Source organism: Dactylosporangium sp. CA-092794, assembly GCF_050948465.1.
Taxonomy (GTDB): domain Bacteria; phylum Actinomycetota; class Actinomycetes; order Mycobacteriales; family Micromonosporaceae; genus Dactylosporangium.
In genome coordinates, this window is the sequence record NZ_CP192044.1 from 5,640,753 (window position 1) to 5,666,134 (window position 25,382).

Below are 25,382 nucleotides of genomic sequence, written 5' to 3' on the forward strand. Positions count from 1 at the left end.
GCGCCCGGGCCAACGGACGTCGAAGGGATCATCGTGGGAATCCTCCCAGCCAAACTGCATCACGTCGGGCTGGTCGTGCGCGATATCGAGACGATCGCGGGAGGGTACGCAGAGTTGTTCGGGCTGGACACCTGGTGCGTCCACCACGTCGCGGAGTCCGTGACCGAAGCGACCATCCGGGGCGCTACCGCACAGATCAGCGGTCGCGTCGGCGTCGGCGCCGCGCCCTGGGGTGACGAGTTCTGGCTGATCGAACCTGGGGCGGGTCGCAGCGGTTACAAGGACTTCCAGGCGACGAACGGTCATGGCATCCACCACCTGGCCTTCGCGGCCGACCCGGCCGAAACGGAACGGTCGGTCGACGCCTTCGCCGCACTCGGCGTGGACGTGGCACAGCGGTACGAGATCGCCGGTGTGGGCCAGGTGACCGAACTCGACACCCGCGAGCTGCTCGGCGGCTACTACGTGCAGTTGGTGACCTCGGCGAGCACGGGCAGGTTCGAGCTGCCGAGGGGCGACTTGCTCGACCTGTCGGGCTCCTACGCGCGACCCGACGGTATGGGGCCGCTGCCGGCGCCACGCGGCATCCAGCACTTCGGCGTGGTCGTCCGGGACATGGTGAAGCACCTCGACGCGTACGAGCAAGTGTTCGGCATCGGGGACTGGATCGTCCAGAATTGGCGTACTGAACCCGGCTCGCTCGAATCGCCGACGTTCGAGGGACGTCCGGTGGAACACGAGTACTTCGCTGCGGCCTCACCGTTCGACGGGCCGCTCGGTTTCGAGGTGGTGCAGCCGACACTGGGTCCGTCGGACTACAAGGAGAACTTTCTCCAGGTGGTCGGAGAGGGCATCCACCACCTGAACGTCGTCGGGTTGGACGATCACCGGCACTGGCTCCGACTGCGTGACTGGCTCGAAGGCGCTGGGGTATCGGTCTGCATGAGCGGCACCCTCATGGGCGGCATCGCGGAGTTCTACTACCTCGACACCCGGCGACGACTCGGCGGGATCGCGATCGAGTGCTTCGGAATGGACCCCGAAGCCGACCTGACCACGGTGAAACCCCGCGGTCCCTACTACCGAATCACCAAGGGCCTGCCTCCGCATGAGGCCGGGACTTGAACGCCAAGGAGGCGGCAATCGTGAGCGCAGTACGCGTGGTCGTCAACATCCACGTCAAGCCAGGCGGCGAGGAGGCGCTCAAGGAGGGATGGATCAGCACCTACGAACGCGCCAATGCCGAGCGTGGTTGCCTGCAATACGAACTGATGCAGTCCACTACCACGCCCAGCAACTTCGCCATCCTGGAGCACTGGGCGGACCAGGAATGCTACGCCGCTCACTGGGAGGCGGAACGCAGCCGCGAGATCCCCTACGCGCACCTGCTCGACTGGGGAACCCGGATCACCGGTAAGGACGGCGTGGAGTTCTACGAGCAGCAGTACTACCGCCAGGTCAACGGCGAATGGGTACCAGTGACGCCCGAGGCCACGCCCTCCTCGTGATGCGTGTACACCGGCGACGCAGCGTCAGCGCCGCGGCAGCTGGAGCAGCCGCACGGCGAGCCGGCGAAAACGCTCCTGGTCCTCCGCCTCGTCGAGATCGAGGACCACGCTGCGCTTGCCCAGGTTGTAGTGCCAGAAGTACAGGCTCCGGTCGGGGTGCGCAGTGTCGCGGTGGAACGGCCCGTACGCGCGGGTGACCTCGCCGCCCGGCGGCTCAACGCGGACGACGTCGGCGCCCAGGCCGGCGAGCACCTTGCCGCAGTACTCGCCGAGCTCGTTGCCGATCTCGATGACCCGCAGGCCGCCGAGGAACCCCTCGAACCGCACGCGGAACTCCCTCGCAACGGTGAGCGACGTGAGGATCATGACACGCCTTGCCACCAAAAACTATATATTCAGCTTGCGAAAAACTATACATTCTCTAGTCAAGAGCCGGGTTCCTCGCTAGCCTCGGAGTCCACCGGGCGGCGCCGCCCGAGCGCGGCGTCGACGCACATGACCGGCGAAACAGTTGAGGAGCGTGGGATGGCCGAGGCCGAACTTCCGAAGATCATCAGCGTCGACGACCACGTCATCGAGCCGCCGGGACTGTTCGAGCGATGGTTGCCTCGCAAGTACCACGAGCGTGCACCGCGCGTTGAGCGCCGCATGATCAGCCGCGCCTCCCGGCTCTACGACGGCCTGGTGGAAGACCCCGACGGCGATCCGGGCGACGTGTGGTTCTTCGGCCGTTCCGCATACGTGCTCCGCCGCCCGATCCTGATCCTGAAGGACCGCGAGACCTCCGCCGAGACGCGGGGCAATGAGCCGGTCACCTACGACGAGATGCACCCGGGCTGCTACGACCCCAAGGCCCGCCTGGAAGTGATGACCGACCAGCACGTCGAGGCATCACTGGCCTTCCCGACCTTCCCACGCTTCTGCGGGCAGGCGCTGAGCGAGCAGACCACGGACGATCGCGAGTTCGGGCTGGCGTGCGTCACCGCCTACAACGACTTCATGGTGGAGGAGTGGTGCGGCGACTCAGGAGGCCGCCTGATTCCCCTGCCGGTCGTGCCGCTGTGGGACTCGGCCCTCGCGGCCGCGGAGATCCGCCGCAATGCCGCCAGGGGCGTCCGCGCGGTCGCGTTCAGCGAGGTGGTCGGGCACCTCGGGTTCCCGAGCATCCATGACGGGAACTGGGATCCGTTCTTCGCCGCGTGCGAGGAGACGGGCACCGTCATCTGCATGCACATCGGCTCGTCGTCGAAGATGATGCCGATGCCGCCCGGGGCCGCCGACATCGTCGCGCCCGTGATGCAGTTCAGCAACTCATTCGTTTCCATGGCCGACTTCATCTTCTCCGGTGTGCTGGACCGGTTCCCCGGCCTGAAGCTGGCCTACTCGGAGGGGCAGGCGGGCTGGATGCCCTACGCGATGGAGCGCATGGACCACGCGTACCAGCACCACACCTGGTCGCACGAGGACAATGTGATCGCCGAACTGCCGTCGACCTACGTCCGCCGTAACATGTACGGCTGCATCTTCTCCGACCGGCACGCCCTCGAGCAGGCCGACAAGATCGGCGTCGGCAATCTCATGTTCGAGGTCGACTTCCCGCATGCCGACGGGCCCTTCCCGAACACCTACGAGCACATCACGCAGCAGTTCGACGGCATCGATCCGGATATCGCGTACAAGGTCCTGCGAGGCAACGCGATCGAGCTGTACGGCCTGGATCTCGACGGCAACGTCGGTGCCGGCCGGTCGGCCGCATGACGGGCGCGGCCCTCGGCTTCTCTCCGGGCGCTCGCGAGATGTTCGGTCCGGAACCCGAAATGCCGGAGGAGATGACGCGCCTGCATCGCGTCATCTGGCGAATCCGGGGAGAAGCCGTGGGCGCGACCTTTGACGTCGCGCCGTGCCCCTACCCGGCCGAGGAGATCGCCGCGCTGCGCCGGAACGGTTGCCGCCTGGCGTATCTGCCCGCGGAACTGGCGACCCAGGAGGGGCGGCACGTCCTCGGCCGCATGTTTCCGGCGATGCGCAGCTTCAGCACCCTCGCGGACAACGTCATCACGAACGACTTCGACCCGTCAGGCTGGTTCGACTACGAAGCCGCGATCGCCTGCCCCTACCTGGGGACCGACGAGCGGCAGCTCCTCGACGACGTGACCGCGGCGGGCCGCGGACTGCTCAACCTCAACCAGTACGTCGTCGCCGGTCAGGACAGCAAACTGCTCACCGGACGTCTTCTGGACGAAGGAGGTACCTGGATCCGGGCGCGCTCGCGCATCGACGGCCGCCTGGTCTCGGCGCGCTTCGACGGTGACGTCGAAGCGACGGCGCTCGGCGTCGATTACCTCGACCCCGTCCCGGGCAGTCTGCTCGTGGGCTACGACCTGGACGCCGAGGACCACGGCTCGACGCACGGGGGCCGATCGACCGCGGCGTACGCCATGGGACATGCCGCACTCACGCCGAGCGACCGGGCGCGGACGAGGCTCGATCCGCACCCGGGGGTGAGCCGGTTCGTCGCCGAGCTCGATGCCGAAGCCGAGTGGCGAAGGCTGACGTCGCTCCTCGTCGGCTTCGGCTTCCACGACGAACTGCGCATGAGCGCGGAGTCCTATGTGGACTCTCTGCCGCGGTTCCCGGCTCGCGGCGGCGGGTACCCCGGGCGATTCGACGTGCCACTGGTCCTGGAGACGCGGATCCCGTGGCAGCGGCAGGCCGCACTGGCCGGCATTCGCGTCGTTGCGAGGACCATGGACTACGAACCGGTGGACGAGGCATCGCGCATGCCCGCCGCGCCCTACGCCGGCTGGTTCACCAACTGGGGTGCGCGCTTTCCCGACCCCATCGCGCCGGGTGACGCCCGGGCCCGGCTCGAACCGGCCGAGGTCGGCGCGAACCTGGTCGAGTTGGTAACGATGACGTTCGCCCATCCGGATCTCACCGCGAGCGGCCGGCTCTTCGACGCGATCGGGTACAAGCTGCCGTATATCGAGCGCAAGCCCGGCATCAGCTTCGGCAGTGAGCCCCGGACTCCCTGTGTGTACTACTGGCGCGGCGCCGCCGAGATCGGTGCGAACCTGCATCCGAAGGCCTTCGCGATCTTCCGCCCGCTCGTCCGCCGGCGCGAGATCGCCGTCGCATGAGTCCCGGTCGCAGGTCGGCCGCCGTGCTGGGCGGCCTGAGAGGGCTCGGCGCTACGATGTTCGCCTCGCTGGCGAACCGGAACTTCCGCCTCTACGCCGCCGGTCAGACCGCCTCCGCAGTCGGTACCTGGATGCAGACGGTGGCCCAGTCGTGGCTGGTGCTGGTCCTCACGAACTCTCCCGGCATGGTCGGGCTGCTCGTCGCGGTGCAGATGGCTCCGGTACTCGTGTTCGGCCCGTACGCCGGCGCCGTCGCCGACCGCGCACACAAGCGGCGGATGATCATCGTGGTGCAGGCGGTGATGGGCGGCGTGGCGCTGACGCTCGGCGTGCTGACGATGACGGGAGCCGTCACGACCTGGCACGTTTTCGTCCTGGCCGCATTGCTCGGCAGCACCACCGCCTTCGACAGCCCGGTGCGGCAGGCCTTCATCATCGAGATGGTGGGGCGGGAGCACCTGCGCAACGCGATGGGCCTCAACCTGGTCGTCATCAACGTCGCGAGGGCGGTCGGCCCGGCGGTGGCCGGCGTCGTGATCGCGACCGGCGGCACCGGCCTGTGCTTCGTGCTCAACGCGGCCAGCTATCTCGCGGTCGTGGTGGCGATGATCCGTCTTGACGTCTCGACGTTGCAACCGCACGAGCCGGCGCCGCGAATGCGTGGTCAGGCGCTCGACGGCGTGCGGTACGCCTGGCGGACGCCCCAGATCCGTACGCCGTTGCTCATGATGTCGGCGGTTGGCTGCTTCGTCTTCGAATACCCCGTTACCCTTCCCGTGCTGGCGACGCACGATCTGCACGGTGGCCCGGACGCCTATGGTTTCCTTACCGCGGCCATGGGAGTAGGCGCGATCGCCGGCGGGCTGTGGTCTGCGGCGCGGGGGAGCACCGGGACGCCGGGACTGGTCAAGCTGCTGCTCGGCTTCGCGGCGACACTCACGGCGGCGGCGCTCGTGCCAACGCTGCCCGTCGCTCTCGTCGCCATCGCCCTCGTCGGCGCGTGGGGTACGGCGTCGATAACCCATGGAGTGGGCACCGTCCAACTTGCCGCCGAACCGCACATGCGCGGCCGGGTCATGGCCATGTGGACGGTCGCCTTTCTGGGCCTCACCCCGCTGGGTGGCCCGCTGGTGGGCCTGGTGAGTGCGCGGTTCGGCGGTCGCGGCGGGCTGCTGCTCGGTGCGGCGACGTGCGTCGTCGTCGCGGTCGGCGGCGTCGTCGCCGTCGCGCACGGACGTGCGGCCGCGATTGTTCCTTCCGTACAGCATCTCTCCCGCGAGGAAGTCTGAATGAGAGCGGTGGCATACGGGCGCGGCGGGGTCCTGCAGCAGATCTCCCTCGACCGGCCGACGCCGCGGCCCGGTGAGGTGCGGGTCCGCGTGGGCGTCTCCGGCGTGAACCCGGCCGACTGGAAGAACCGGCGCAACTACGCCGGCGCCGCGCCGGTCGTGCCCCATCACGATGGCGGCGGTGTCATCGACGCTGTCGGCGACGGCGTCGACCCGCGGCGCGTCGGTCAGCGGGTCTGGCTCTGGGAGACGGGACGCCAGCGCCGCGGGGGCACGGCTCAGGAGTTCACGGTCGTACCGCACCGGCACGCGGTGGCGCTGCCGGACGGCGTCGGCCTGGAGCTTGCCGCCTGTCTCGGCGTGCCCGCGGTCACGGCGCATCGCTGCCTCACCATCGCCGAAGGCGGTCCCGCCCGCTTGGCGCCCGGTGCCCTGTCCGGTCAGACTGTGCTGGTTGCCGGCGGTGCCGGGGCCGTGGGTCACGCGGCCACGCAGCTGGCCCGGTGGAGCGGCGCGAATGTGATCGCCACCGTGAGCACCGACGAGAAGGTGGCGCTCGCGGAGGCGGCGGGTGCCCACCACGTCGTGCGCTACCGGGACCCGGACGTCGCCGAGCGGATCCGGGCGCTGGCCCCGGGCGGGGCGGACGTGATCGTCGAGGTGGCGCCGCACCAGAACGCGGAGCTGGACGCGGTGGTACTGGCGCCCGGCGGCGCTGTCGCGGCCTACGCGGGCCGGGCGGAGACCCGGGCGGTGCTCCCGGTCGGCGCGCTGCTCGCGGTCAACGCGCGCTGGCAGTTCGTGCAGGCGTTCACGATGCCCGATCGCGCCAAGGAGGCGGCCCTCGACGCCATTTCCGCCGCCCTCGTCGAGCACGCGCTTCCCGTCGGCGCCGCCGCCGGGCTGCCCTTGCACCGGTTCCCGTTGGAGCGGGCGGCGGAGGCGCACGACGCGGTCGAGGCCGGCGTCGTCGGCAAGGTGCTGGTGGAGATCGACGGTTCGCTGCGTTAGTTCTGGAGATTTTGAGAGGAGCCCGTGATGACGTCTCTGGCCGAGCCGGTGCCGCCCCGTGCGCTCGACGGCATCCGCGTCGTCGATCTCACCGGCGGTGTCGCCGGACCGCTCGCCGCCATGCACCTGGCCGACTTCGGGGCCGAGGTGGTCATGGTGGAGCCGCCGCAGGGCAGTGCCGACCGGACCCGGCCCGGCTTCGCCATGTGGGGCCGCAACAAGCGCAGCGTGGTCGTCGATCCCGGATCGCCCGAAGACCTGGCGCGGCTGCGCGCGCTCATCGACGCGGCGGACGTCGTGGTCACCAACGCGTTCGACGGCCCGTACTCGTCGGTCTCGTCGCCCGAGTCCACCCGGGCGAACAACCCACGTCTGGTACACCTGCAGCTGCCGGCCTTCCTCGGCGAACCTCGCTGGTCCGGTGGGGGCGAGTCGGCCGATCTGGTGTGGGCGCTGTCGGGGATGTGCCTGCGGCAGAGCTCCTTCGAGGGCGGCCCGGTCGACAACGTCATCCCGTACATCCTCTACATCCAGGGAGCGTGGGCGGCGGCCGCGGCGACGGCGGCCCTGATCGAGCGGGAGACGTCGGGTCACGGGCAGGTGGTCACCGTCGGCGGCCTGCACGCGACGATGGTGGCGTACGCGTACATCATCGACCCCGAGGCGCCGGAGCCCGTGGCGAACTACGGCCCCGGAGGGCTCAACCCGACCTACACGCGGTACCGGTGCGCCGACGGTCACTGGGTGCTGCTGGCCGCGCTGACCGCGAAGTTCACCCGCGAGGCGCTTCGGGTGCTCGGCCTCTCCCACGTACTCGACGACGAACGGGTCAACGGCGACGTCGAGGCGGTGCGGTTGCCGGAGAACCGGAGCTGGATCCGGGGTCTCATCGCGGAGCGGTTCGCGACGCGGACGAGCCCGGAGTGGATCGCCACGTTTGGCGACGCGGGCGTGCCCATCGGACCGCTGCTCGATCGGGACGACTGGATGGACTCGCCCATGCTCGACCCGATCGGTGCGCGGCTCGAGATCGACGATCCTGAGCGTGGCCGCGTGGTGATGCCGGCGAACCCGATCAACCTCGTGGGCACACCGGCGACGGTGCGGTGGCCGGCGCCGCCGCTCGGTGCGCGCATCTCGGCCGCGGGCGCCTGGACGCCGCGCACCGAGCGGGCTCCGGAACCGCCGGTGGGCATCTCGCCGCTGACGGGCACCCGCGTGCTCGATCTCGGTACCGTCCTCGCCGGTCCCTTGACCGGAACGCTGCTGTCGGACATGGGCGCCGATGTCGTCAAGGTCGAGGTGCCCGCCGGTGATGACTTCCGGCTGCGCGGCATGCCGTACATCCGCGGCCAGCGTGGCGCCGCCATCGACTTGAAATCGCCGGAGGGCCTCGATGCGTTCCATGCCCTCGTCCGGACCTCGGACGTGGTCGTCGACAACTACCGCGCCGGAGTCCTCAAGCGGCTGAAGATCGACTACGACCACCTGAAGGCCGTCAACCCGGACATCATCACCATGTCGATCACCGGCTACGGCGAGGACAACGAGTTCTCGTCGCAGGCGGCCTTCGACCCGCTGCTGCAGGCGCGCAGCGGCATGATGACGGCGCAGGGCGGCGACAGCGAGCCGGTCATGAGCACCGTCGGCATCAACGATGTCGTCACCGCCGCGTGCGCCGCGCTCGGCGTCGTGCTGGCCCTGTTCCATCGCCGGCGCGGTGGGGGCGGGCAGAAGGCATGGCTCAGCCTGACCGGCTCGTCGACGTACGCGCAGTGCGAGGAGCTCATCCGCGTGGCCGGCCGCCGGCCGCCGAAGGTGGGCGGGCGGGACTACCGAGGGCCGGGTCCTGCCGACTCGTTCTACCGGACGCGGGACGGCTGGGTGCGGCTGCGGGTGCCGGACGGCTCGATGGAGATGCTCTGCCGGGCGATGGGCGTCGCGGACGCCGAAGCCGCGACGCTCGGCGCGGCGTTCGCCGCGATGACGCGCGAGGAGGCGCTGCAGCGGCTCACCGCCGCCGCCGTTCCGGCCGTGCCGGCGCGCCGGGTCGGCGAGCTGCTGGCCGACCCCGAGTACAAGCGGTGCGGCGTCTTCGACGAGATGAAAACCGCCGACGGCAAGCTCATCTCCGTCCCCGGCCGGTACGTGCGGTTCTCGCGCTCGCAGCACGACCACCCGCTCTTCCCGCCGGGTGTCGGCGAGCATACGACCGAGGTGCTCCGCGAGGCCGGCCTGCCCGACGAGCGGATCGCGGAGCTGCTCGAGCGCGGTGCCGTGCGCGAGGGACGGCCGATGGCGTACCGGACCTTTGCCGCCTACTACCGCTGACGCGGTCCGGCTCCGGTCAGCGGCGGGCGGCGGCCGCGACCGGGCCGGGGTAGGTGGCCAGTGCCCCGCCGTCCAGCGGGATGGAGGCCGCGGTGATGTAGCGGCTCTCGGCGGAGACGAGGAAGGCCACCAGCGCGGCGACCTCCTCGGGGGTGGTCGGCTCGGCGATCATCCGGTTGTTGCGGCGCGCCGCGCTCTTCACCGGATCGGCGAACGTGTGCGCCGTTTCCTCGCTGAGGATCGAGCCGAGAACGATCGCGTTGGCCCGGATGTTGTGCTCCGCGTAGTCCATCGCGATCTGGCGGGTCAGTCCCTCCAGCGCCGCCTTCGACGTCGCGTACGCGGGCGAGGCCCGGTACACGCGGTGGGCACTGATGGAGGAGATGTTCACGATCGCGCCGCCGCCTGCCGCGACCATGTGGCCGATGCCGTACTTGGCGAGCCAGAAGGCGCCGTAGACGTTGACCTTCATCAGCCGGTCGAACAGCTCGGTGGGTTCGTCGGCGATCGGCCGCTCGCCGACCCCTCGCAGTACGTCGCTCGCCGCGGCGTTGTTGACGATGACGTCGAGCCGTCCGAACTCGGCGACGGTGCGTTGCATGGCGTCGCGCACCGCCTGCTCGCTGGAGATGTCCGTCGGGACGAACAGAGCGCGCCCGCCACGCTCGCGCACCCGCCCGGCGATCGCCTCGCCCGAACCGCTGCGGCCGAGACCGGCCACCGCCATGCCCTCGTCGACCAGGCGGTCGATGATGGCCGCGCCCATACTCTTCGTCGCGCCGCTGACGATCGCGACCTTGCCCTCAAGAGACCGCATTGCCGCACCCTATCCGGCAGTACGGAGGTCTACAAGCAAAATCTATAGACTTTCTTGCCCATCCCGGCTACCGTCCGCACCATGAAGATCGCCGCTTGACCGGGTTGCAAGCGAAAGGAAGGTACCCGCATGGTCGACCCGATTACCGCTTCCGTTGTCACGCATCGCTTCGCGGCGATCGTCGAGGAGATGGGCGAAGCGATGCTGCGGACCGCGTACTCGCAGATCCTCAACTCCAGCCGCGACTTCTCGACCGCGATCACCGACGCCGACGCGCGGCTCATCTCCCAGGCCGAGCACGTGCCGATCCACGTCGGCTCGCTGCCGTGGGCCGTGCAGGCGATCAACGAGTTCTTCGCCGGGCGGGTCAACCCGGGCGACGTCTATCTGCTCAACGACCCGTACCACGGCGGCAACCACCTGCCCGACCTGACGGCCTTCGTGCCGGTGTTCTCGGGCGGCGACCTCGTGTTCTGGTCGATCAACCGGGCGCACCAGAGTGACATCGGCGGCTCCACCCACGGTGCCTACAACCCCGAGGCGACCGAGATCTGGCAGGAGGGCCTGCGAATCACGCCGTTGAAGCTGTACGACGCCGGCGTCGTGCGTGACGACGTCATGACGATGGTCGCCACGAACGTGCGGCACGCGGAGGACTTCCTCGGCGACCTGCGCGCCATGGTCGGGTCGGCCCGGATCGGGGAGCGCCGCGTCCTGCGGCTGCTCGAGGAGTTCGGGACCGCGACGGTGCAGGCGGCGGTCGAGGCGATCTTCGACAGTGCCGAGCGCGAGACGCGCGAGTGCATCAGCACCTGGAAGCAGGGCGTGTTCTTCGGCGAGTCGGTGCTCGACGACGACGGCCACGGCACCGAGGATGTGTACATCCGCGCCAAGGTGACGGTCGCCGGCGACCGTCTCGAGGTGGATCTGACCGACTCGCACCCACAGGTGGCCGGGTTCATCAACTCCTCGTACCCCAACATGATGTCGGCCGTCTACATGGCCCTGTCGTACCTCATCGAGCCGCGGACGCCCAAGAACTCCGGCATGTTCCGCGCCGTCGACGTCATCGCCAAGCAGGGCACGGTCGTGTGGGCGTACCCTCCGGCGCCGGTCACCATGGCGACGAACCACTGCGCGCAGGAGATCGCCGAGTCGATCATCAAGGCGCTGGCCGGCGCGTGCCCGGATCGGGTGATCGCGGGGTGGGGCCGCCGCTTCCGCATCGCGATCAAAGGCGTCGACCCGCGTACCGACCGGCAGTTCATCTGGCACATGTTCCACGCGCGTCCGGGCGGCGGTGCCTCACCGGTCGGTGACGGATGGGAGACCGCGGGCGAGGGGCAGGCGGCCGGCGCGTCGAAGTTCGGCTCCGTCGAGGTCGCCGAGAACCGGTTCCCGCTGTTCTTCGAGCACCACGAGTTTCGCCCGGACTCCTTCGGCGATGGCGAGTACCGGGGCGGCCTCGGCTCGGTGCTCAAGCTCAGGGTCGAGGTCGAGCAGCCGGCGGTCGCGAACACCGCGGGGGATGGCGCAAGGCATCCGTCGTACGGGATCCTCGGCGGCCGGGACGGTCTGCCGCACCGGTACCGGCTGATCTCCGGCACCTCCGAACGGGTGCTGAAGACCAAGGAGGTCGGGATCGTGGTCCAGCCCGGCGACGTCTTCTGCATCGAGGCGGCCGGCGGAGGGGGCTACGGCGACCCGCGGAAGCGGCGACCGGAGGCCCGGCAGTTCGACCGGGAGAGCGGGTTCGTGGCTGCTGCGACGGAAGGGGCTGAGTGATGTACCGAATCGGCATCGACATCGGCGGCACGTTCACCGATCTCGCGGCGGTGGACGAGCACGGGCGGGTCGTCATCGCCAAGACCTCATCGACTCCGGCCGACCCGTCCGAAGGACTGCTGGAGGGGCTCAACGTCCTGGCGGGCGAGCTCGGACTCGACCGGGCCGCGCTGCTGGCGCGGACCGAGCGCATCGTGCACGGCACGACGGTGGCGACGAACGCGTTGCTGGAGAGCAAGGGCGCCACCGTCGCGCTGCTCACGACCGAAGGCCATCGCGACGTCATCGAGATGCGCGAGGGCCTGAAGGACGACCGCTACAACGTGCGCATGGCCCCGCCGGTGCCACTCGTGCCACGCGCTCGGCGCATCGGCGTCCGGGAGCGAATGCGCGCGGACGGCACCGCGTCGACGCCGCTGGACGCGACGTCCCTGGCCACGGCGCTCGCCGACGTCGAGAAGATGGGCGTCGACGCGGTCGCGGTCTGTTACCTGCACTCGTACCGCAACGACGAGCACGAGGCCGCCACCGGCCGCGCACTGGCCGAGCAGCTTCCGGGCGTCTACGTCTCGCTGTCGTCCGCGGTCCTTCCCCAGATCAAGGAGTACGAGCGGGTCTGGACGACCGTGGTCAACGCCTACGTCGGCCCGGTCGTCTCGTCCTACCTGTCCCGGTTGAGCGGGAAGCTGCTCGACGCCGGCTACGCCGGCGACGTTCTGATCATGCACTCGCACGGCGGGGTGGCCCCGGTCGAGCAGTCGAGCCGCCTCGCGGCCGGCGCCGTGCTGTCCGGCCCGGCGGGCGGCGTCGCCGCGGGCGTCTACGCGTCGCGCCTGCTGCGTGAGCCCAACGTGATCACCTTCGACGTGGGCGGCACGAGCACGGACATCTCCTTGCTGCAGAACGGCGAGGCGCACCTGACGAGCGACAAGAAGGTCGGCATCGCCAAGGTGTCCCTGCCCTCGCTCGACATCCACACGCTGGGAGCCGGCGGCGGGTCGATCGCCCGGGTCGCCGGGAACATCCTGCACGTCGGGCCCGAGAGCGCGGGTGCGGTTCCCGGACCGGCGTGCTACGGCCGCGGCGGCGAGCTGCCGACGGTCACCGACGCCAACGTGGTGCTGGGCCTGCTGGACCCGGACCGCTTCCTCGGCGGCCGCATGGCGCTGGACGTCGACGCCGCGCGGGCCGCCGTCGGGCGGATCGCCACCAAACTCGGCACGAGCGTCGTCGACGCCGCGCAGGGTATCTGGAAGATCGTGAATACGACGATGGCCGAGGGCACGCGCATCGTCTCCGTGCGCAGGGGTGTCGACCCTCGTCGCTTCGCGCTTGTCGCGTTCGGGGGAGCGGCGGGCGTGCACGCTACGGCCGTTGCCCGGCTGCTGGGGATCAACCGGGTCGTCGTGCCGAACGTCGCCTCGGTGCTGTCGGCGTGGGGCATGCTCGCCAGCGACCTGCGGTTCGAGCTGGTGCGCTCGCACCTCGACGCCGCTGCCCGCATGTCGGCGGCCGGCATCCGGGACGTCCTGGCGTCGATGGAGTGCGAGGCGCGCGAGCGGCTGGCCGGCTTCTCCGGCGAGGTCGTGGTCCGGCGCTCTCTGGACATGCGGTACGGGGAGCAGATCTCGGAGATCAACGTGCCGATCGACGGGATCGAGCTCGACGGGCCGACCGCGATCGACGACATCGTCGCCCGGTTCCACAAGCGTCACGAGGAGCTGTACTCCTACAACGCACCGGGCCAGGAGGTGGCCGTTGTCAACGCACGGGTGGCGGTCATCGGCCGGCTGCCCGAGGTGCGGGCCGAGGCGCTGCGGGTGCCCGCCGCCGGACCGCTGCGGTCGACGTCGCGGCGCGTGTACCTCGACCGGTGGGTGGATGTGCCGGTCTACCAACTCGACGACCTGCCACCGGGCGGTCGCATCCCTGGCCCCGCGCTGGTCGAGTCGCCGACGACCACGGTGCTCGTCCGCGAGCACGAGCACACATCGATCACTCCCCACGGCTGGCTCGACATCGACCTGGCGGCGATGTGATGCCCACCGGCACCGGGGCGGCCGCGGCGCTGCCGGCGGCGCTGGACATCGTGGAGCGCGGGTTCGCCGAGGCGAACCCGCGCAGCGCCGGGCAGTACCGCTCGGCACTCGCGGTACTGCCCGGTGGCAACACGCGCACCACCCTGTACTACAGCCCGTTCCCGGTCGTCTTCACCGAGGGCGAGGGCCAGCATCTGACCGACCTCGACGGGCACGTCTACACCGACTTCCTCGGCGAGTACTCGGCCGGGCTGTACGGCCACTCCCACCCGGTGATCATGGGCGCGGCGCGCGCCGCCCTGGAGCGCGGGATGGCCCTCGGCGGACCCAACACCTACGAGGCCGAGCTCGCCGGGCTGATCGAGCGGCGCTACCCGTCCGTCGAGCTGCTCCGGTTCACCAACTCCGGTACCGAGGCCAATCTCATGGCTCTCGCGACGGCCCGGGTGTGCACCGGACGGACTCACACCCTCGTCTTCGACGGGTGCTACCACGGCAGCGTCCTGAGCTACCGCGGTGAGTCGCCCATCAACGCGCCGTTCCCCGTGGTCGTGAGCCGCTACAACGACATCGACACGACGGTCGCGCTGATCGAGCGGCATCGTCACGACCTCGCCGCCGTGATCCTCGAACCACTGCTCGGCGGCGGCGGGGTGATCGCCGCGGCGCCGGAGTTCCTGCACGCCGTGCGTGAGGTCACCACGCGCCACGGCATCGTGCTGATCCTCGACGAGGTCATGACCTCGCGGCTGGCGCCGGGCGGGTTGCAGGGCGTGCACGGCGTCCGGCCGGACCTGACGACCTTCGGTAAGTACCTCGGCGGGGGGTTCAGCTTCGGCGCCTTCGGCGGCGCCCGCGACCTCATGGGTCGCTACGACCCGGCGAGCAACGGCGCGATCACGCATCCCGGCACGTTCAACAACAACGTCCTGAGCATGGCGGCCGGCGCGGCCGGCCTGCGCGAGGTGTTCACCCCCGACGTCGTGGTGGCGCACAACGCGCGCGGCGACGACCTGCGACGCGCCATGAACGATGTCTTCGCCTCGGCGCGGGTGGAGATGTCGGCCACCGGCGTCGGCTCGTTGATCGGCATCCATTTCCAGACCACGCCGATCGCGCGGCCGGACGACGTGCGCCCCGCGACCCAGCAGCGCGCGCTGCTGCATCTGGAGATGATGGCGCGCGGCTACTACTTCGCCCGGCGCGGCTATCTGGCCCTGCCGCTGCCGCTCACCGCGGGCGACCTGGACGGGTTCGTCGCCGCTCTGGGCGACGTGGTCGCCGAGCACGCGCACTTGCTGAGGAGCCGTTCGTGATCACCACCAACGACCGCCCGTCGGTCCGGGACGCACGGGGTGGCGCTGGTCGCCGCGCTGGGCGACATCGTACTGCTCGGGCGCTGAGCAGTACGACCTTGACGTGCGTGTACGCCGCCACTACGGTAGATTCTATAGATTTTGAAGACGAGCGATGGAGGGTCGAGTGCCTCTCGATTTCGGGTTGGCCGGCAAGCGGGCCGTCGTGGTGGGCGCGGGGTTCGGCATCGGCCGGGACACCTCGCTGACGCTGGCGGCCGGCGGGGCGTCCGTCATGTGCGTCGACATCGACCCGGCGCGGGCCGAGGACATCAAGTCCGAGATCCTCACCGGCGCCGGCAAGGCGGAGGCCTTCGCGGGCGACATGACCGACCGGGCGGCCGTCGAGGCACTGCGCGACGCGACGACGGCGTCGTTCGGTGGCGCCGACATCGTCGTCGACATCATCGGCGTCGCCTGGAACCTCGGCATCCTGGAGATGACCGATGACATCTGGGACCGCAACTTCCGCATGAACCTCGGGCACAACTACCTGGTCACCCAGGTCTTCGCCCGGCAGATGCGCGACCAGGGCACCGGCGGTTCGATCGTGCACATCGTGTCGGCGACCGGGTTCCTGCCGCACGTCGGCAGCGTCGCCTACAGCGCCGCGAAGGCGGGGCTCATCTCGCTGATCCAGGCGAGCGCCGTGGAGCTGGCGCCCTACTCCATCCGCGTCAACGGGGTGGCACCGGGCGTCGTCGACACCCCGCGCCGGCGGGCTGAGTTCACCGAGACGAGCGTCGCCAACTCGCTGCGCAACGTACCGATGCGGCGGTTCGGCACGACCCAGGAGATCGCCGACACCGCCGTCTTCCTCTCGTCGTCGCTCGCCACCTACATCACCGGTCAGGTGTACCTGGTCGACGGCGGCGCGATGGCGGTCGGCCCGTTCCCCAGCGCCCTTCCCGATGCGCGGTAGCGTCGAGCTCCTGCTCGACGGGCTGGTGTTCGCCGAGGCGCCGCGCTGGCACGCGGGTCGCCTCTGGTGCTCCGACATCTTCGCCCAGCGGGTGGTCGCGGTGGACGAAACGGGCAGCTGCGAGACCATGGTGTCCTTCGACGGCGACCAGCTGCCGGTCGGCCTGGGTTTCCTGCCCGACGGCCGGCTGCTCATGACGAACCTGGACCGGCCGGAGGTGCTGCGTCTCGACGCGCCCGGCGTGGTGAACGTCCACGCCGACCTGTCGGCGCTCGCCGTCGGCATCGTCAACGACATGGTGGTCGACCGCGACGGTCGCGCGTACGTCGGCTCGTCGGGCGCTCGCGACGCCGGCGCGACCGTCATCCCGAGTACCGGCAACGTCATCGTCGTCGAGCCGGACGGGTCGGCGCGGGTGGCCGCCGACCGGCTGTGGGGACCGAACGGACCCGCCATCACGCGCGACGGCAGCTACTACATCGTGTCCGAGCTGCCCGGCAGCACCCTGGTGGCATTCGACCGGACGCCCGATGGCGCACTGCACAACCGTCGCGTCTGGGCCGATCTGCGGCCGTACCGGGCCGACGGCATCGCCGTCGACGCACAGAACGCGGTGTGGACGGCGTCGCCGGCGGCGGGGGTCTATCGCCGGGTACTGGAGGGCGGCGAGGTGACCGACGTGATCGACGTCGCGGGCCGGCGAGCCGTCGCGTGCGCGCTCGGCGGTGCCGACGGCCGGACGTTGTTCCTGCTGACGAACAAGACCAGCGAACTGGCGGACGCGTGGGTCCGGCGGAAGTTCGCGACCGCGCCCGAGCGCCGGGCCGAGCCGCACTTCAAAGCGCTGGTGCCCGAATTCATGGACAACTCCCGCATCGAAACGGTGCGGGTGGACGTCCCCGCCTGGTAGGCGAGGACGAGCGACGACGCGATAGGAACCGGCATGAAGATCGGCGTTCTGTTCTACGTGACCAGGCACACCATCGACGCCATGACGATTGCGCGGGCGGTGGAGGACGCCGGGTTCGACTCGTTCTGGGTGCCCGAGCACGCGATCAAACCGACGAAGCCCAAGACCCCGTATCGAATGACGGGCGGCGAGGTTCCGCAGGTGTACGGCGAGATGGCCGACCCGTTCATCACGCTCAGCTACATCGCCGCGGCGACGAGCACGCTGCGGATCGGCACGGGGGTCTGCATCGTCACCGAGCACCACCCGCTGCGGCTGGCCAAGGCCGTCGGCACCCTGGACAGCTTCTCCAACGGCCGCCTGCTGTTCGGCATCGGCACCGGATGGATGCCCGAGGAGGTCGAACTCTTCGGCACGCAGTTCCGGACGCGGTGGCGCTACACCCGGGAGTCCGTCGAGGCGATGAAGGCGCTGTGGGTGGACGGCACGGCCAGCTACGAGGGCGAGCTGGTGAAGTTCCCGAGCCTCAAGTGTGATCCGATCCCGGCCCAGCGGCCGCACCCGCCGATCATTCTCGGCGGGCAGCCGGTCGATCGGCTACCTGCCCGCATCGCGGCGTGGGCCGACGGATGGATGGCGTCGGGCGTCTCGCCGGGCCGCATCGCCGAGGTCCGCAAGCGGACCGTCGAGGAGTGCGAGCGCCTGGGCCGGGACCCGTCGACGATCGAGTTCTCGGCGATCGTTCGCGGCGCCAGTGCCGAGATCCAGGAGGCGTATGCCGAGGCGGGGGTGCAGCGGCTGATCGTCGCCCTGTACAACCACGACGGTGTGCCGGTGTATCCGGATGGCACGGAGGAGGGCGAGCAGCGCTACCTGGCGGCCGCGGCCCGCTGCCACGCGGCTCCGCCGCCGTCACCGGCCGAAACGTTGCGCGCGGTGGAGATGGTGCGCACCTCGGCCGGCCTGGGCTGAACGCCGGCAGCGTGAACTTTTGCACTTCGCACCGTGGAACAGCGTCGTTGACACGTCCGAGATTTTGTATAGATTTTGGATGCCGGGCACTTCCCTGGCCAACGCTCACCGCACCCCGTCGAGGGTGAGTGCGTACCGCACCCGGTGAACGACGAATGCAATCCCCGACGCGGAGAGGCGAAACATGGGCGCACTCGACGGACGCGTCGCGATCATCACCGGCGCGGGCCGGGGGATCGGTCGCGAGCACGCACTGCTCTTCGCGCGGGAGGGCGCGAAGGTCGTGGTCAACGACCTCGGCGCGAGCGAGACGGGCACCGGCCGCGATCTCTCGCCCGCCCAGGGCGTCGTGGACGAGATCAGGTCCTTCGGCGGCGAGGCCGTCGTCAACGGTGACGACGTGGCCGATTCGGACGGGGCCAAGCGGCTCGTCCAGTCGGCCCTCGACGCCTTCGGCACCCTCGACGTGCTGGTCAACAACGCGGGCATCCTGCGCGACCGGACGATTATCAACATGACCGAGGACGAGTTCGACGCCGTGATCAGAGTGCACCTGCGCGGGCACTTCCTGACGCTCAAATGGGCGGCCACCTTCTGGCGCGACCGGACCAAGGCCGGCGATAAGGTCAAGGCCTCCGTCATCAACACCTCGTCGACGTCGGGCCTGCTGTCAACGGCCGGCCAGGCGAACTACGGTGCGGCCAAGACGGGCATCGCCACCATGACCGAGATCGCGCAGAAAGAACTCGGTCGCTACGGCGTGCGCGTCAACGCCATCGCACCCGCCGCGGTGACCCGGCTCTCCGCGACGGTGCCCGGCTTCGAGGAGCGTCAGGCACGCAACCGGGCCGAGGTGGCCCGGACCGGCTTCGACAAGACGGACCCGGCCAACATCGCACCGTTCGTCGCCTACCTCGCGACCGCCGACTGCCCACTCGCCGGCAAGATCGTCTTCGTCCGGGCCGGGACCGTGCAGCTGTTCCAGCCGTACACCGTCGTCGACAAGATCACGATCGACCGTCGCTGGACGATCGAGGAACTCGCCGACGCGACGGCCAAGTGGGGGGACATCACCTGGAGCGACGAGCTCGACCTGGGGTGACCCCGTGGCCGTCGTTACGTGTCAGCGCAGTGCCTCGGACGAAAGGCGGTAATGCGATGAGGCTCGGACTGAACGTCGGGTATTCGGGTGCACGGCTCGGCCTGCCCATGGACAACATTCTCCTGGCCGAACGACTCGGCTACGACGCGGTGTGGACCGCCGAGGCCTACGGTTCCGATGCGATCACCCCCCTTGCCTTCATCGCGGCGCACACAAAGCGGCTGCGCCTCGGAACGTCGATCATGCAGGTGGCCGGCCGTCCACCCGCGATGTGTGCGATGCAGGTCCAGACCGTGGACGCCCTCGCGGGCGGGGGCCGGGTGATCGCCGGGCTCGGTGTCTCCGGCCCGCAGATCGTCGAGGGCTGGTACGGCCAACCCTGGGGCAAGCCGTACTGGCGGCTGCGCGACTACATCGAGATCATGCGGAAGATCTTCGCCCGCGAGGGCCCGGTCAGTCATGCCGGTCGCGAGATCGTACTGCCCTATCCGGCCGACGCCGAAGGATCGAGCGGGCTCGGCAAGCCGCTCAAACTGATCCTCCACCCGAATCCGGATCTGCCGATCTGCATCGGGGCGGGCGGCGCGGCGACCACTCGCCTGGCCGCCGAACTGTGCCAGGGCATCCTGCCGTTGCGCATGGCGCCGGACTCGATGGCGCAGATCGGGCCCTGGCTGCTCGACGGCTTCGCCCGGGCCGGCGGCGGCAAGGGCTGGGACGGCTTCGAGATCCAGGCAACCGTGCACGTCAGGCTGACCGATGACGTGGACGCCGCCATGGCCGAGAACAAGCGACTGATCGCGCTCTACGTCGGGGGCATGGGGGCGCGCGAGCAGAACTATCACAACCAGGACATGGTGAAGGCCGGTTTCGCCGACGAGGCGGCGAAGATCCAGGAGCTGTTCCTGTCCGGCCGTAAGGATGAGGCCGCGCGAGCCGTTCCCGACGCCTACATCGAGCGCCGCTCGCTGTTCGGCTCCTCCGGGCGCATTCGCGAGGGTTACCAGGCCTGGGCCGACTCCGGTGCCACGGGTCTGATCGTGGTGACCGACCAGCCCGATGCCATCCGGCTCATGGCCCGGCTGGCCGAGGAGCGGCCGGCGATCGGTCCCGCCGCGGCGCTGGCGGCGATCGGCGAGCGGGGTGACGAACGGTGAGCTTCAGGTTCCCCATCGAACTGGGCAAGATCCGGGAATTCGCCCGTGCCACGCACGCAACGCATCCGTCGTACTGGACGGACGATGCCGTCATCCCGCCGACGTTCCTGGCGGCGAGGTCCTTCTGGAAGACCGACGACGAGGATCCGGTCCCCGGCCTGGGCCTGGAGCGAAGCCGCACCCTGCACGCAGGTGAGGAGTTCCGCTTCCACGGCCGCGTCCCCAAGGCCGGCGAGACGCTCCACGTCAGCAGCCGGATCGGCGACGAGTGGCACAAGGAAGGCCGGCGTGGCGGCTCGCTGCGGTTCGTGACCATCGTGACCGAGTACCGCGACGCTGACGGCGAACTCGTGGCCGAGTCGATCGCGACGGCCGTGGAAACCGTCAAGCCCCCCGAGGAGACCTGACGTGGCGCCCGCATGGAAAGTCGGCGACGAGGCCGAACCCAAGGTCTTCGGTCCGGTGACGCGCGGCGACATCGTGCGGTACGCCGGCGCCTCGGGCGACTTCAATCCCATTCACTACGACGAGGGTTTCGCGGCCGGGTCGGGGTTCCCCACGGTGTTCGCGATGGGCATGTACCACGCCGGCGTCCTGGCCGGGTTCGCAACCGAGTGGTTGGGGGCCGAGGGAGTCCGGCGATTCAGCATCCGGTTCAAGGAGCAGGTCTGGCCCGGAGACGTGCTGACCTGTCGCGGCGTCGTGACCTCGGTGTCCGAGCGCGACGGCCGGAGCTGCGTCGAGGTCGACCTCAGTTGCGCGCGCCAGACCGGTGCCGTCGCCGTCGCGGCCACGGCCACCTTCGAAATCGACATCTAGGGAAGCGATCAGAGCTTATGGCTACAGACGGCACGATGTACGGTCCGTCCTTGCGACACGGCATATTTATGGCTCCCTTCCACGCCATGACCGAGAACGTCGCGCTGCTCTACCAGCGCGACTTCGAGCTGATCGAGCACCTCGACCGGCTCGGCTTCCACGAGGCCTGGATCGGCGAGCATCACTCGGCGGGCATGGAGACGATCGGCTCGCCCGAGGTGTTCATCGCGGCCGCGGCCGAGCGCACGAAGCGGATCCGGTTCGGCACGGGCGTCGTCTCGCTTCCGTACCACAACCCGTTGATGGCCGCCGATCGCATCATCCAGCTCGACAACCAGACCCGCGGCCGGGTCATGTTCGGCGTCGGGCCGGGCCTGCTCGCCTCCGACGCCTTCATGCTGGGCATCGAACCGGATGTCCAGCGCGACCGCATGGCCGAGGCGCTGGACGTCATCCTGCGGCTGTTCCGCGGCGAGGTGGTCACCGCGCAGACCGACTGGTTCACACTGCGTGAGGCGGCCTTGCATCTCGCGCCCTACACCTACCCGCACCCCGAGGTGTGCGTGGCGAGCGCGGTGACACCGTCAGGCGGGCGGCTGGCCGGGAAGTACGGGCTCGGGATGCTCTGCGTCGCCGCGGGGGAGACCGCCGGCTTCGACGCGCTCGGCGTCAACTGGGAGATCGCGAACGAGGTCGCGGCCGAGCACGGGAACACCATGGACCCGAGCCGGGTGCGGCTGGTGGTGGGCATGCACCTGGCGCCGACTCGTGAGCAGGCGCGCGCGGACGTCCGGTTCGGCCTCAAGGAGCAGATCGACTACCTCAACAACAACCTGCCGCGCCTGGTCGTTCCGGACGGCGAGGACACGGTCGACTGGTACGTCGAGCGCCGAACCGCGGTCATCGGTACGCCGGACGACGCGATCGAGCGAATCGAACGCTTGCAGGAGCGGCACGGCCGGTTCGGTGCGGTGCTGCTGCTCGGCCATGACTGGGCCGATCGCGAGCAGACGCTCAGGTCCTTCGACCTCTACGCCCGTTACGTGATGCCGCACTTCGACCGGACCAACGCGGCCCGGCAGCGGTCCTATGCGTGGGTGACCCGCAACCAGGCCGAGCTGAGCGGCAAGCGGGAAGCGGCGGCCGAAAACATGTTCCGCCGCCATGAGGCCGAGTGGGCCGAGCGCGGCAAGACCAGTGCCGAGCGGCCGACGGGCGGTCTGGAGGCCACCTTCAACTAGCCGGCACAGCGGCCGAGCGGGCTGCACCGCCGGGGCTCCCACGCCCAGCGGTGTAGCCAGTTCTGCGTGCCCGAGGCGGTGCCATTGCCGAAGATGGCGAGCACCATCAGACGATCGAGTTCCAGCGATGTGCATCCGGGATGGTGATCGCCGCGATGCGCGTCTCGCCGTGCGCCCGCAGGATGTGTCCCTGGCCGACGAGGTCCTGAACCAGACAGACGTCACCCGGGTGGAACAGCTCGACAGCGTTGTCGCCGCCGACCTCCAGCTCCAGCACACCGGATCCGACGAACACGATATTGGTGGTCTTGTCGGTGTGCCAGTCACCGGAGTGACCGGAGGAGAAGGTGATGAACTTGAGGCCGTCGAGGGCCTGTGTCACGGCCGGTCCGTCGCCGTCCCCGAACAGCGACGGCAGCTCGCGGAAGTGTGCGACGTCGTCGGCGACGTACATCTCCAGGACGTGAGGACGGCGGCGGGCCGGGTCGGCCTGGCGCCGCTCGACCGCGGGCGGCACGGTGCCGTCCGACGACCAGCTCGGTTCGATGCCGATCCGGAGGGTGTGCGCATCCCCGCGGTACCGGAGGATCCGGCCCGCGGAGCCGGCGTCGTCGACGAGGAGCACGTCCCCGGCGACGAGGACGGCGCTGGCGCTGGATGTCGAGACGTGGACGGTCCCGGCCGTGACGAACTCGAGCCGCCGCTCGCCCGGGTCGGCCGAGAGCTCGCTGTACCCGTCGCGGTGCCGGACCGGGCAGACGCTGAGATACGGCGACGGCGGGGCTGTCGCCGCGCCTTGCTTGTCCTGCTCGGTCGCGGCCGGACCCGTGTAGATGAAGGGCAAGGGGAGCGAGTGCAGCCGGGATTCGCCGCGGCCGTCCGCGCGGAGGTGGAAGGATCTCATGGCAAGACAGCACGCTACCAGGAATCTATAGTTCCTGCCAGCGTCGTTGGTGCTCGGCTACGTCCGCGGCTTCTTCGCGGACGATCGCGCCGTCTTCTTCGCCGCCGGCTTGGCGGTGGCCCTGGCGCGTTTCGCAGCCTTCTTGGGCTGCGCCGCCTCGGCCGGCTCGGGCGCGGCCAGCCAATCCAGAATCGCCTGCCTGGTGTTCTGCATGTGCTGGCGGGACGCCTTGGCCAGTTGGTCGGCGTCGCCGTCAAACGCCGCCCTGCGCATGCGGTCGTGCTCGTCCGCCAGCGCGCCCAGGCGGTCGCGCATCGGTATGGCGAGGGACCGGTAGCGGGTCGACTGGTCGATCAGCAGGTTGGTGAATCGGATCAGCCACGGCGACCCGCACTCCTGCATGAGCACCCGGTGGAAGTTCGTGTGCGCGAGCTCGTACCCCTCGAAGCCGGCCCCGTCGAGGTCGGCGGGCTCCGAGTCGGCCAGGTGCAGCATTTCGTCGAAGAACTCCTGCACCTGCTTGCGCCACGCCTCACCGCCGGCGTTGGCCGACCGGCTCATCGCCAGCGGCTCGAGCTGCTCGCGAAGGTCGTAGATGTCGACCATGTCGGCGATCGAGACGTCGGCGACGCGTACGCCCCGCTGGGGGAGGTAGGCGACCCAGCCCTCGCCGGCGAGACGGGCGAACGCTTCGCGCAGCGGCGTCTGACTCACCTGAAACCGTTCGCCGAGTGCGGTGGCTGACAGGCGCTCGCCCGGGGTGTAGACGCGGGCGATGATGGCCTGCCGGAGCTCTTCGGCGACCTGGTCAGCGCGTGAAACCGACTCGGACATGCGCGCAGTATTGCATAAGGCCGCCCGAACTACGGGAGTAGCGCCGTGGACTCAGCGTGGCTTGACAATGAGCAAAATTCTATAGATGCTGGCTCGACCGGTCGGTCCGGCCGCACCGCGTCAGGACCGGCGCGCAAGCATGGTGGCGAGGAGTGGTGTCCGTGACGGCAATGACGCGCACCGCCAAGTCGAGCGGTTCCTTCGTGCTCGTGCGCGATCTGGTGAAGGAGTACCGGCTGCCGCGTACCGGGTGGCGCGCCGCGCGGCCCACGATCCGGGCCGTGGACGGGATCGACCTCGACCTCGGCGCAGGCGAGACCTTGGGTCTGGTCGGTGAGTCCGGGTCGGGCAAGAGCACCGTCGCCCGTTTGCTCGTGGGACTGGTCGAGCCGACGAGCGGGCAGGTGCGGATGCACGGCCACGACCTCATGCATCTGCGCGGCGGGGAACTGCGCGCGCACCGCCGCAACGTCCAGATGGTGTTCCAGGATCCGTACTCCTCGTTCGACCCGACCGCCCGGCTGGTCGACTCGATCGCCGAGCCGCTGCGCACGCACCTCGGCTCGTCCAAGCCGGAGCAGGACGCACGGGTGGCGGACCTGCTCCGCCTCGTGGGTCTGGACGCGGGCTACCGGTACCGGTACCCGAACCAGCTGTCCGGGGGGCAGCTGCAGCGCGCGGCCATCGCCCGTGCGCTGGCGATCGAGCCCGATCTCGTGGTGCTCGACGAACCGGTGAGCGCCCTCGACGTCTCGACCCAGGCGCAGGTCATCAACCTGCTGCGGGATCTGCAGGCCCGCCTGTCCACCTCCTATCTGTTCATCGCGCACGACCTGTCGGTGGTCGAGCACGTCAGCCATCGCGTCGGGGTGATGTACCTCGGGCGGATCGTGGAGTCCGGCCCCACCGAAGAGGTGTACGAGCGCCCTGTCCACCCGTACACCTCGGCGCTGCTGGACGCCGTGCCTGTGCCCGATCCGGTGGTCCAGCGGCGGCGGAGGCGGTTGAAGCTGGCGGGGGACACCGCGGGCGGCACCCGCCCGTCCGGCTGCCGGTTCCGCAATCGGTGCCCCTTCGCCATGGCCATCTGCGCCGAGGTGGACCCCGCGCCGTACGTGACCCAGGCCGGCGTCACCGTGCGCTGCCACCTGCATGAGCACGGACCGAAGCTTGCCGGGCGATCGGTGCGCACGCTGACCGGCACGGGTACCGCATCGTCGTGATCGGTCCGCGGCGCTGAGCAGAC

Annotated in this window: 23 protein-coding genes; 19 read left to right on the top strand and 4 right to left on the bottom strand. The window is 69.8% G+C overall.

Annotation, left to right across the window (positions count from 1 at the left end; translation table 11 throughout):
• The first annotated feature begins 33 nt into the window (after nt 1-33).
• Both ACQPXD_RS24245 and ACQPXD_RS24250 read left to right on the top strand, forming a co-directional pair.
• Entirely contained in the window at nt 34-1,125 is a 1,092-nt protein-coding gene (locus ACQPXD_RS24245; protein ID WP_432842235.1) for a VOC family protein, read from the top strand.
• The gene (locus ACQPXD_RS24250) at nt 1,122-1,508 is read left to right on the top strand and encodes a putative quinol monooxygenase (RefSeq protein WP_432842237.1); all 387 of its coding nucleotides are present in this window, start codon (nt 1,122-1,124) and stop codon (nt 1,506-1,508) included. Before ACQPXD_RS24245 ends, ACQPXD_RS24250 begins: the two co-directional genes overlap by 4 nt.
• A 24-nt stretch (nt 1,509-1,532) precedes the next feature.
• On the opposite strand, the gene ACQPXD_RS24255 is transcribed toward ACQPXD_RS24250, so the two are convergent.
• Entirely contained in the window at nt 1,533-1,889 is a 357-nt protein-coding gene (locus ACQPXD_RS24255) for a CoA transferase (protein WP_432842239.1), read from the bottom strand.
• Between the two features lie 144 nt (nt 1,890-2,033).
• Here ACQPXD_RS24255 and ACQPXD_RS24260 point away from each other — a divergent pair, with 144 nt between their 5' ends.
• Genes ACQPXD_RS24260 through ACQPXD_RS24280 form a run of 5 tightly spaced genes read left to right on the top strand, consistent with a single transcriptional unit; the run spans nt 2,034 to nt 9,279 of the window.
• A complete protein-coding gene (locus ACQPXD_RS24260; RefSeq protein WP_432842241.1) occupies nt 2,034-3,266 on the top strand; it encodes an amidohydrolase family protein in 1,233 nt (410 codons plus the stop codon).
• Nucleotides 3,263-4,648 carry a hypothetical protein gene (locus ACQPXD_RS24265; protein ID WP_432842243.1) on the top strand — a complete coding sequence of 462 codons (1,386 nt, stop codon included), beginning with the start codon at nt 3,263-3,265 and terminating at the stop codon, nt 4,646-4,648. Before ACQPXD_RS24260 ends, ACQPXD_RS24265 begins: the two co-directional genes overlap by 4 nt.
• Before the next feature lie 56 nt (nt 4,649-4,704).
• Nucleotides 4,705-5,937: an MFS transporter gene (locus tag ACQPXD_RS24270; RefSeq protein ID WP_432842245.1), complete on the top strand. Its 1,233-nt coding sequence runs from the start codon at nt 4,705-4,707 to the stop codon at nt 5,935-5,937.
• Nucleotides 5,938-6,948 carry an NADPH:quinone reductase gene (locus tag ACQPXD_RS24275; protein WP_432842247.1) on the top strand — a complete coding sequence of 337 codons (1,011 nt, stop codon included), beginning with the start codon at nt 5,938-5,940 and terminating at the stop codon, nt 6,946-6,948.
• Between the two features lie 27 nt (nt 6,949-6,975).
• Nucleotides 6,976-9,279 carry a CoA transferase gene (locus ACQPXD_RS24280; protein ID WP_432842249.1) on the top strand — a complete coding sequence of 768 codons (2,304 nt, stop codon included), beginning with the start codon at nt 6,976-6,978 and terminating at the stop codon, nt 9,277-9,279.
• A 16-nt stretch (nt 9,280-9,295) separates the two neighbouring features.
• Here the strand turns inward: ACQPXD_RS24280 and ACQPXD_RS24285 are convergent, their stop codons facing one another.
• Nucleotides 9,296-10,096 (bottom strand): SDR family NAD(P)-dependent oxidoreductase, encoded by an 801-nt coding sequence (locus ACQPXD_RS24285; protein ID WP_432842251.1) that lies wholly within the window; start codon nt 10,094-10,096, stop codon nt 9,296-9,298.
• A gap of 129 nt (nt 10,097-10,225) precedes the next feature.
• On the opposite strand from ACQPXD_RS24285, the gene ACQPXD_RS24290 reads away from it, so the two are divergent.
• The 11 genes from ACQPXD_RS24290 (at nt 10,226) to ACQPXD_RS24340 (ending at nt 22,398) form a co-directional block, all read left to right on the top strand.
• On the top strand, nt 10,226-11,881 hold the full coding sequence (locus ACQPXD_RS24290) for a hydantoinase B/oxoprolinase family protein (protein ID WP_432842253.1): 1,656 nt from the start codon (nt 10,226-10,228) through the stop codon (nt 11,879-11,881).
• Nucleotides 11,881-13,920 (top strand): hydantoinase/oxoprolinase family protein, encoded by a 2,040-nt coding sequence (locus tag ACQPXD_RS24295; RefSeq protein WP_432842255.1) that lies wholly within the window; start codon nt 11,881-11,883, stop codon nt 13,918-13,920. The genes ACQPXD_RS24290 and ACQPXD_RS24295 overlap by 1 nt, the downstream gene beginning before the upstream one ends.
• A complete protein-coding gene (locus ACQPXD_RS24300) occupies nt 13,920-15,236 on the top strand; it encodes an aspartate aminotransferase family protein (protein WP_432842257.1) in 1,317 nt (438 codons plus the stop codon). The genes ACQPXD_RS24295 and ACQPXD_RS24300 overlap by 1 nt, the downstream gene beginning before the upstream one ends.
• Nucleotides 15,237-15,402: 166 nt before the next feature.
• Entirely contained in the window at nt 15,403-16,197 is a 795-nt protein-coding gene (locus tag ACQPXD_RS24305; RefSeq protein ID WP_432842259.1) for an SDR family NAD(P)-dependent oxidoreductase, read from the top strand.
• Entirely contained in the window at nt 16,187-17,107 is a 921-nt protein-coding gene (locus tag ACQPXD_RS24310) for an SMP-30/gluconolactonase/LRE family protein (RefSeq protein WP_432842261.1), read from the top strand. Before ACQPXD_RS24305 ends, ACQPXD_RS24310 begins: the two co-directional genes overlap by 11 nt.
• 33 nt (nt 17,108-17,140) lie before the next feature.
• Nucleotides 17,141-18,079, top strand: a complete 939-nt coding sequence (locus tag ACQPXD_RS24315) for an LLM class F420-dependent oxidoreductase (protein ID WP_432842269.1) — start codon at nt 17,141-17,143, stop codon at nt 18,077-18,079.
• A 184-nt stretch (nt 18,080-18,263) separates the two neighbouring features.
• Entirely contained in the window at nt 18,264-19,181 is a 918-nt protein-coding gene (locus tag ACQPXD_RS24320; protein ID WP_432842271.1) for an SDR family oxidoreductase, read from the top strand.
• Nucleotides 19,178-20,338, top strand: coding sequence for an LLM class F420-dependent oxidoreductase (locus ACQPXD_RS24325; RefSeq protein ID WP_432842273.1), 1,161 nt, complete (start codon nt 19,178-19,180; stop codon nt 20,336-20,338). The genes ACQPXD_RS24320 and ACQPXD_RS24325 overlap by 4 nt, the downstream gene beginning before the upstream one ends.
• The gene (locus tag ACQPXD_RS24330) at nt 20,335-20,745 is read left to right on the top strand and encodes an FAS1-like dehydratase domain-containing protein (RefSeq protein ID WP_432842275.1); all 411 of its coding nucleotides are present in this window, start codon (nt 20,335-20,337) and stop codon (nt 20,743-20,745) included. The genes ACQPXD_RS24325 and ACQPXD_RS24330 overlap by 4 nt, the downstream gene beginning before the upstream one ends.
• A gap of 1 nt (nt 20,746) precedes the next feature.
• Nucleotides 20,747-21,157 (top strand): MaoC/PaaZ C-terminal domain-containing protein, encoded by a 411-nt coding sequence (locus ACQPXD_RS24335; RefSeq protein WP_432842277.1) that lies wholly within the window; start codon nt 20,747-20,749, stop codon nt 21,155-21,157.
• A 35-nt stretch (nt 21,158-21,192) separates the two neighbouring features.
• Nucleotides 21,193-22,398: an LLM class flavin-dependent oxidoreductase gene (locus ACQPXD_RS24340; protein ID WP_432842279.1), complete on the top strand. Its 1,206-nt coding sequence runs from the start codon at nt 21,193-21,195 to the stop codon at nt 22,396-22,398.
• 106 nt (nt 22,399-22,504) lie between these two features.
• Here the strand turns inward: ACQPXD_RS24340 and ACQPXD_RS24345 are convergent, their stop codons facing one another.
• Nucleotides 22,505-23,302, bottom strand: a complete 798-nt coding sequence (locus tag ACQPXD_RS24345; protein ID WP_432842281.1) for a hypothetical protein — start codon at nt 23,300-23,302, stop codon at nt 22,505-22,507.
• 57 nt (nt 23,303-23,359) lie between these two features.
• Nucleotides 23,360-24,136 carry a GntR family transcriptional regulator gene (locus ACQPXD_RS24350; protein WP_432842283.1) on the bottom strand — a complete coding sequence of 259 codons (777 nt, stop codon included), beginning with the start codon at nt 24,134-24,136 and terminating at the stop codon, nt 23,360-23,362.
• A 170-nt stretch (nt 24,137-24,306) separates the two neighbouring features.
• Here ACQPXD_RS24350 and ACQPXD_RS24355 point away from each other — a divergent pair, with 170 nt between their 5' ends.
• Nucleotides 24,307-25,359, top strand: a complete 1,053-nt coding sequence (locus tag ACQPXD_RS24355) for an ABC transporter ATP-binding protein (RefSeq protein WP_432843944.1) — start codon at nt 24,307-24,309, stop codon at nt 25,357-25,359.
• The last annotated feature ends 23 nt before the right edge of the window (nt 25,360-25,382 follow it).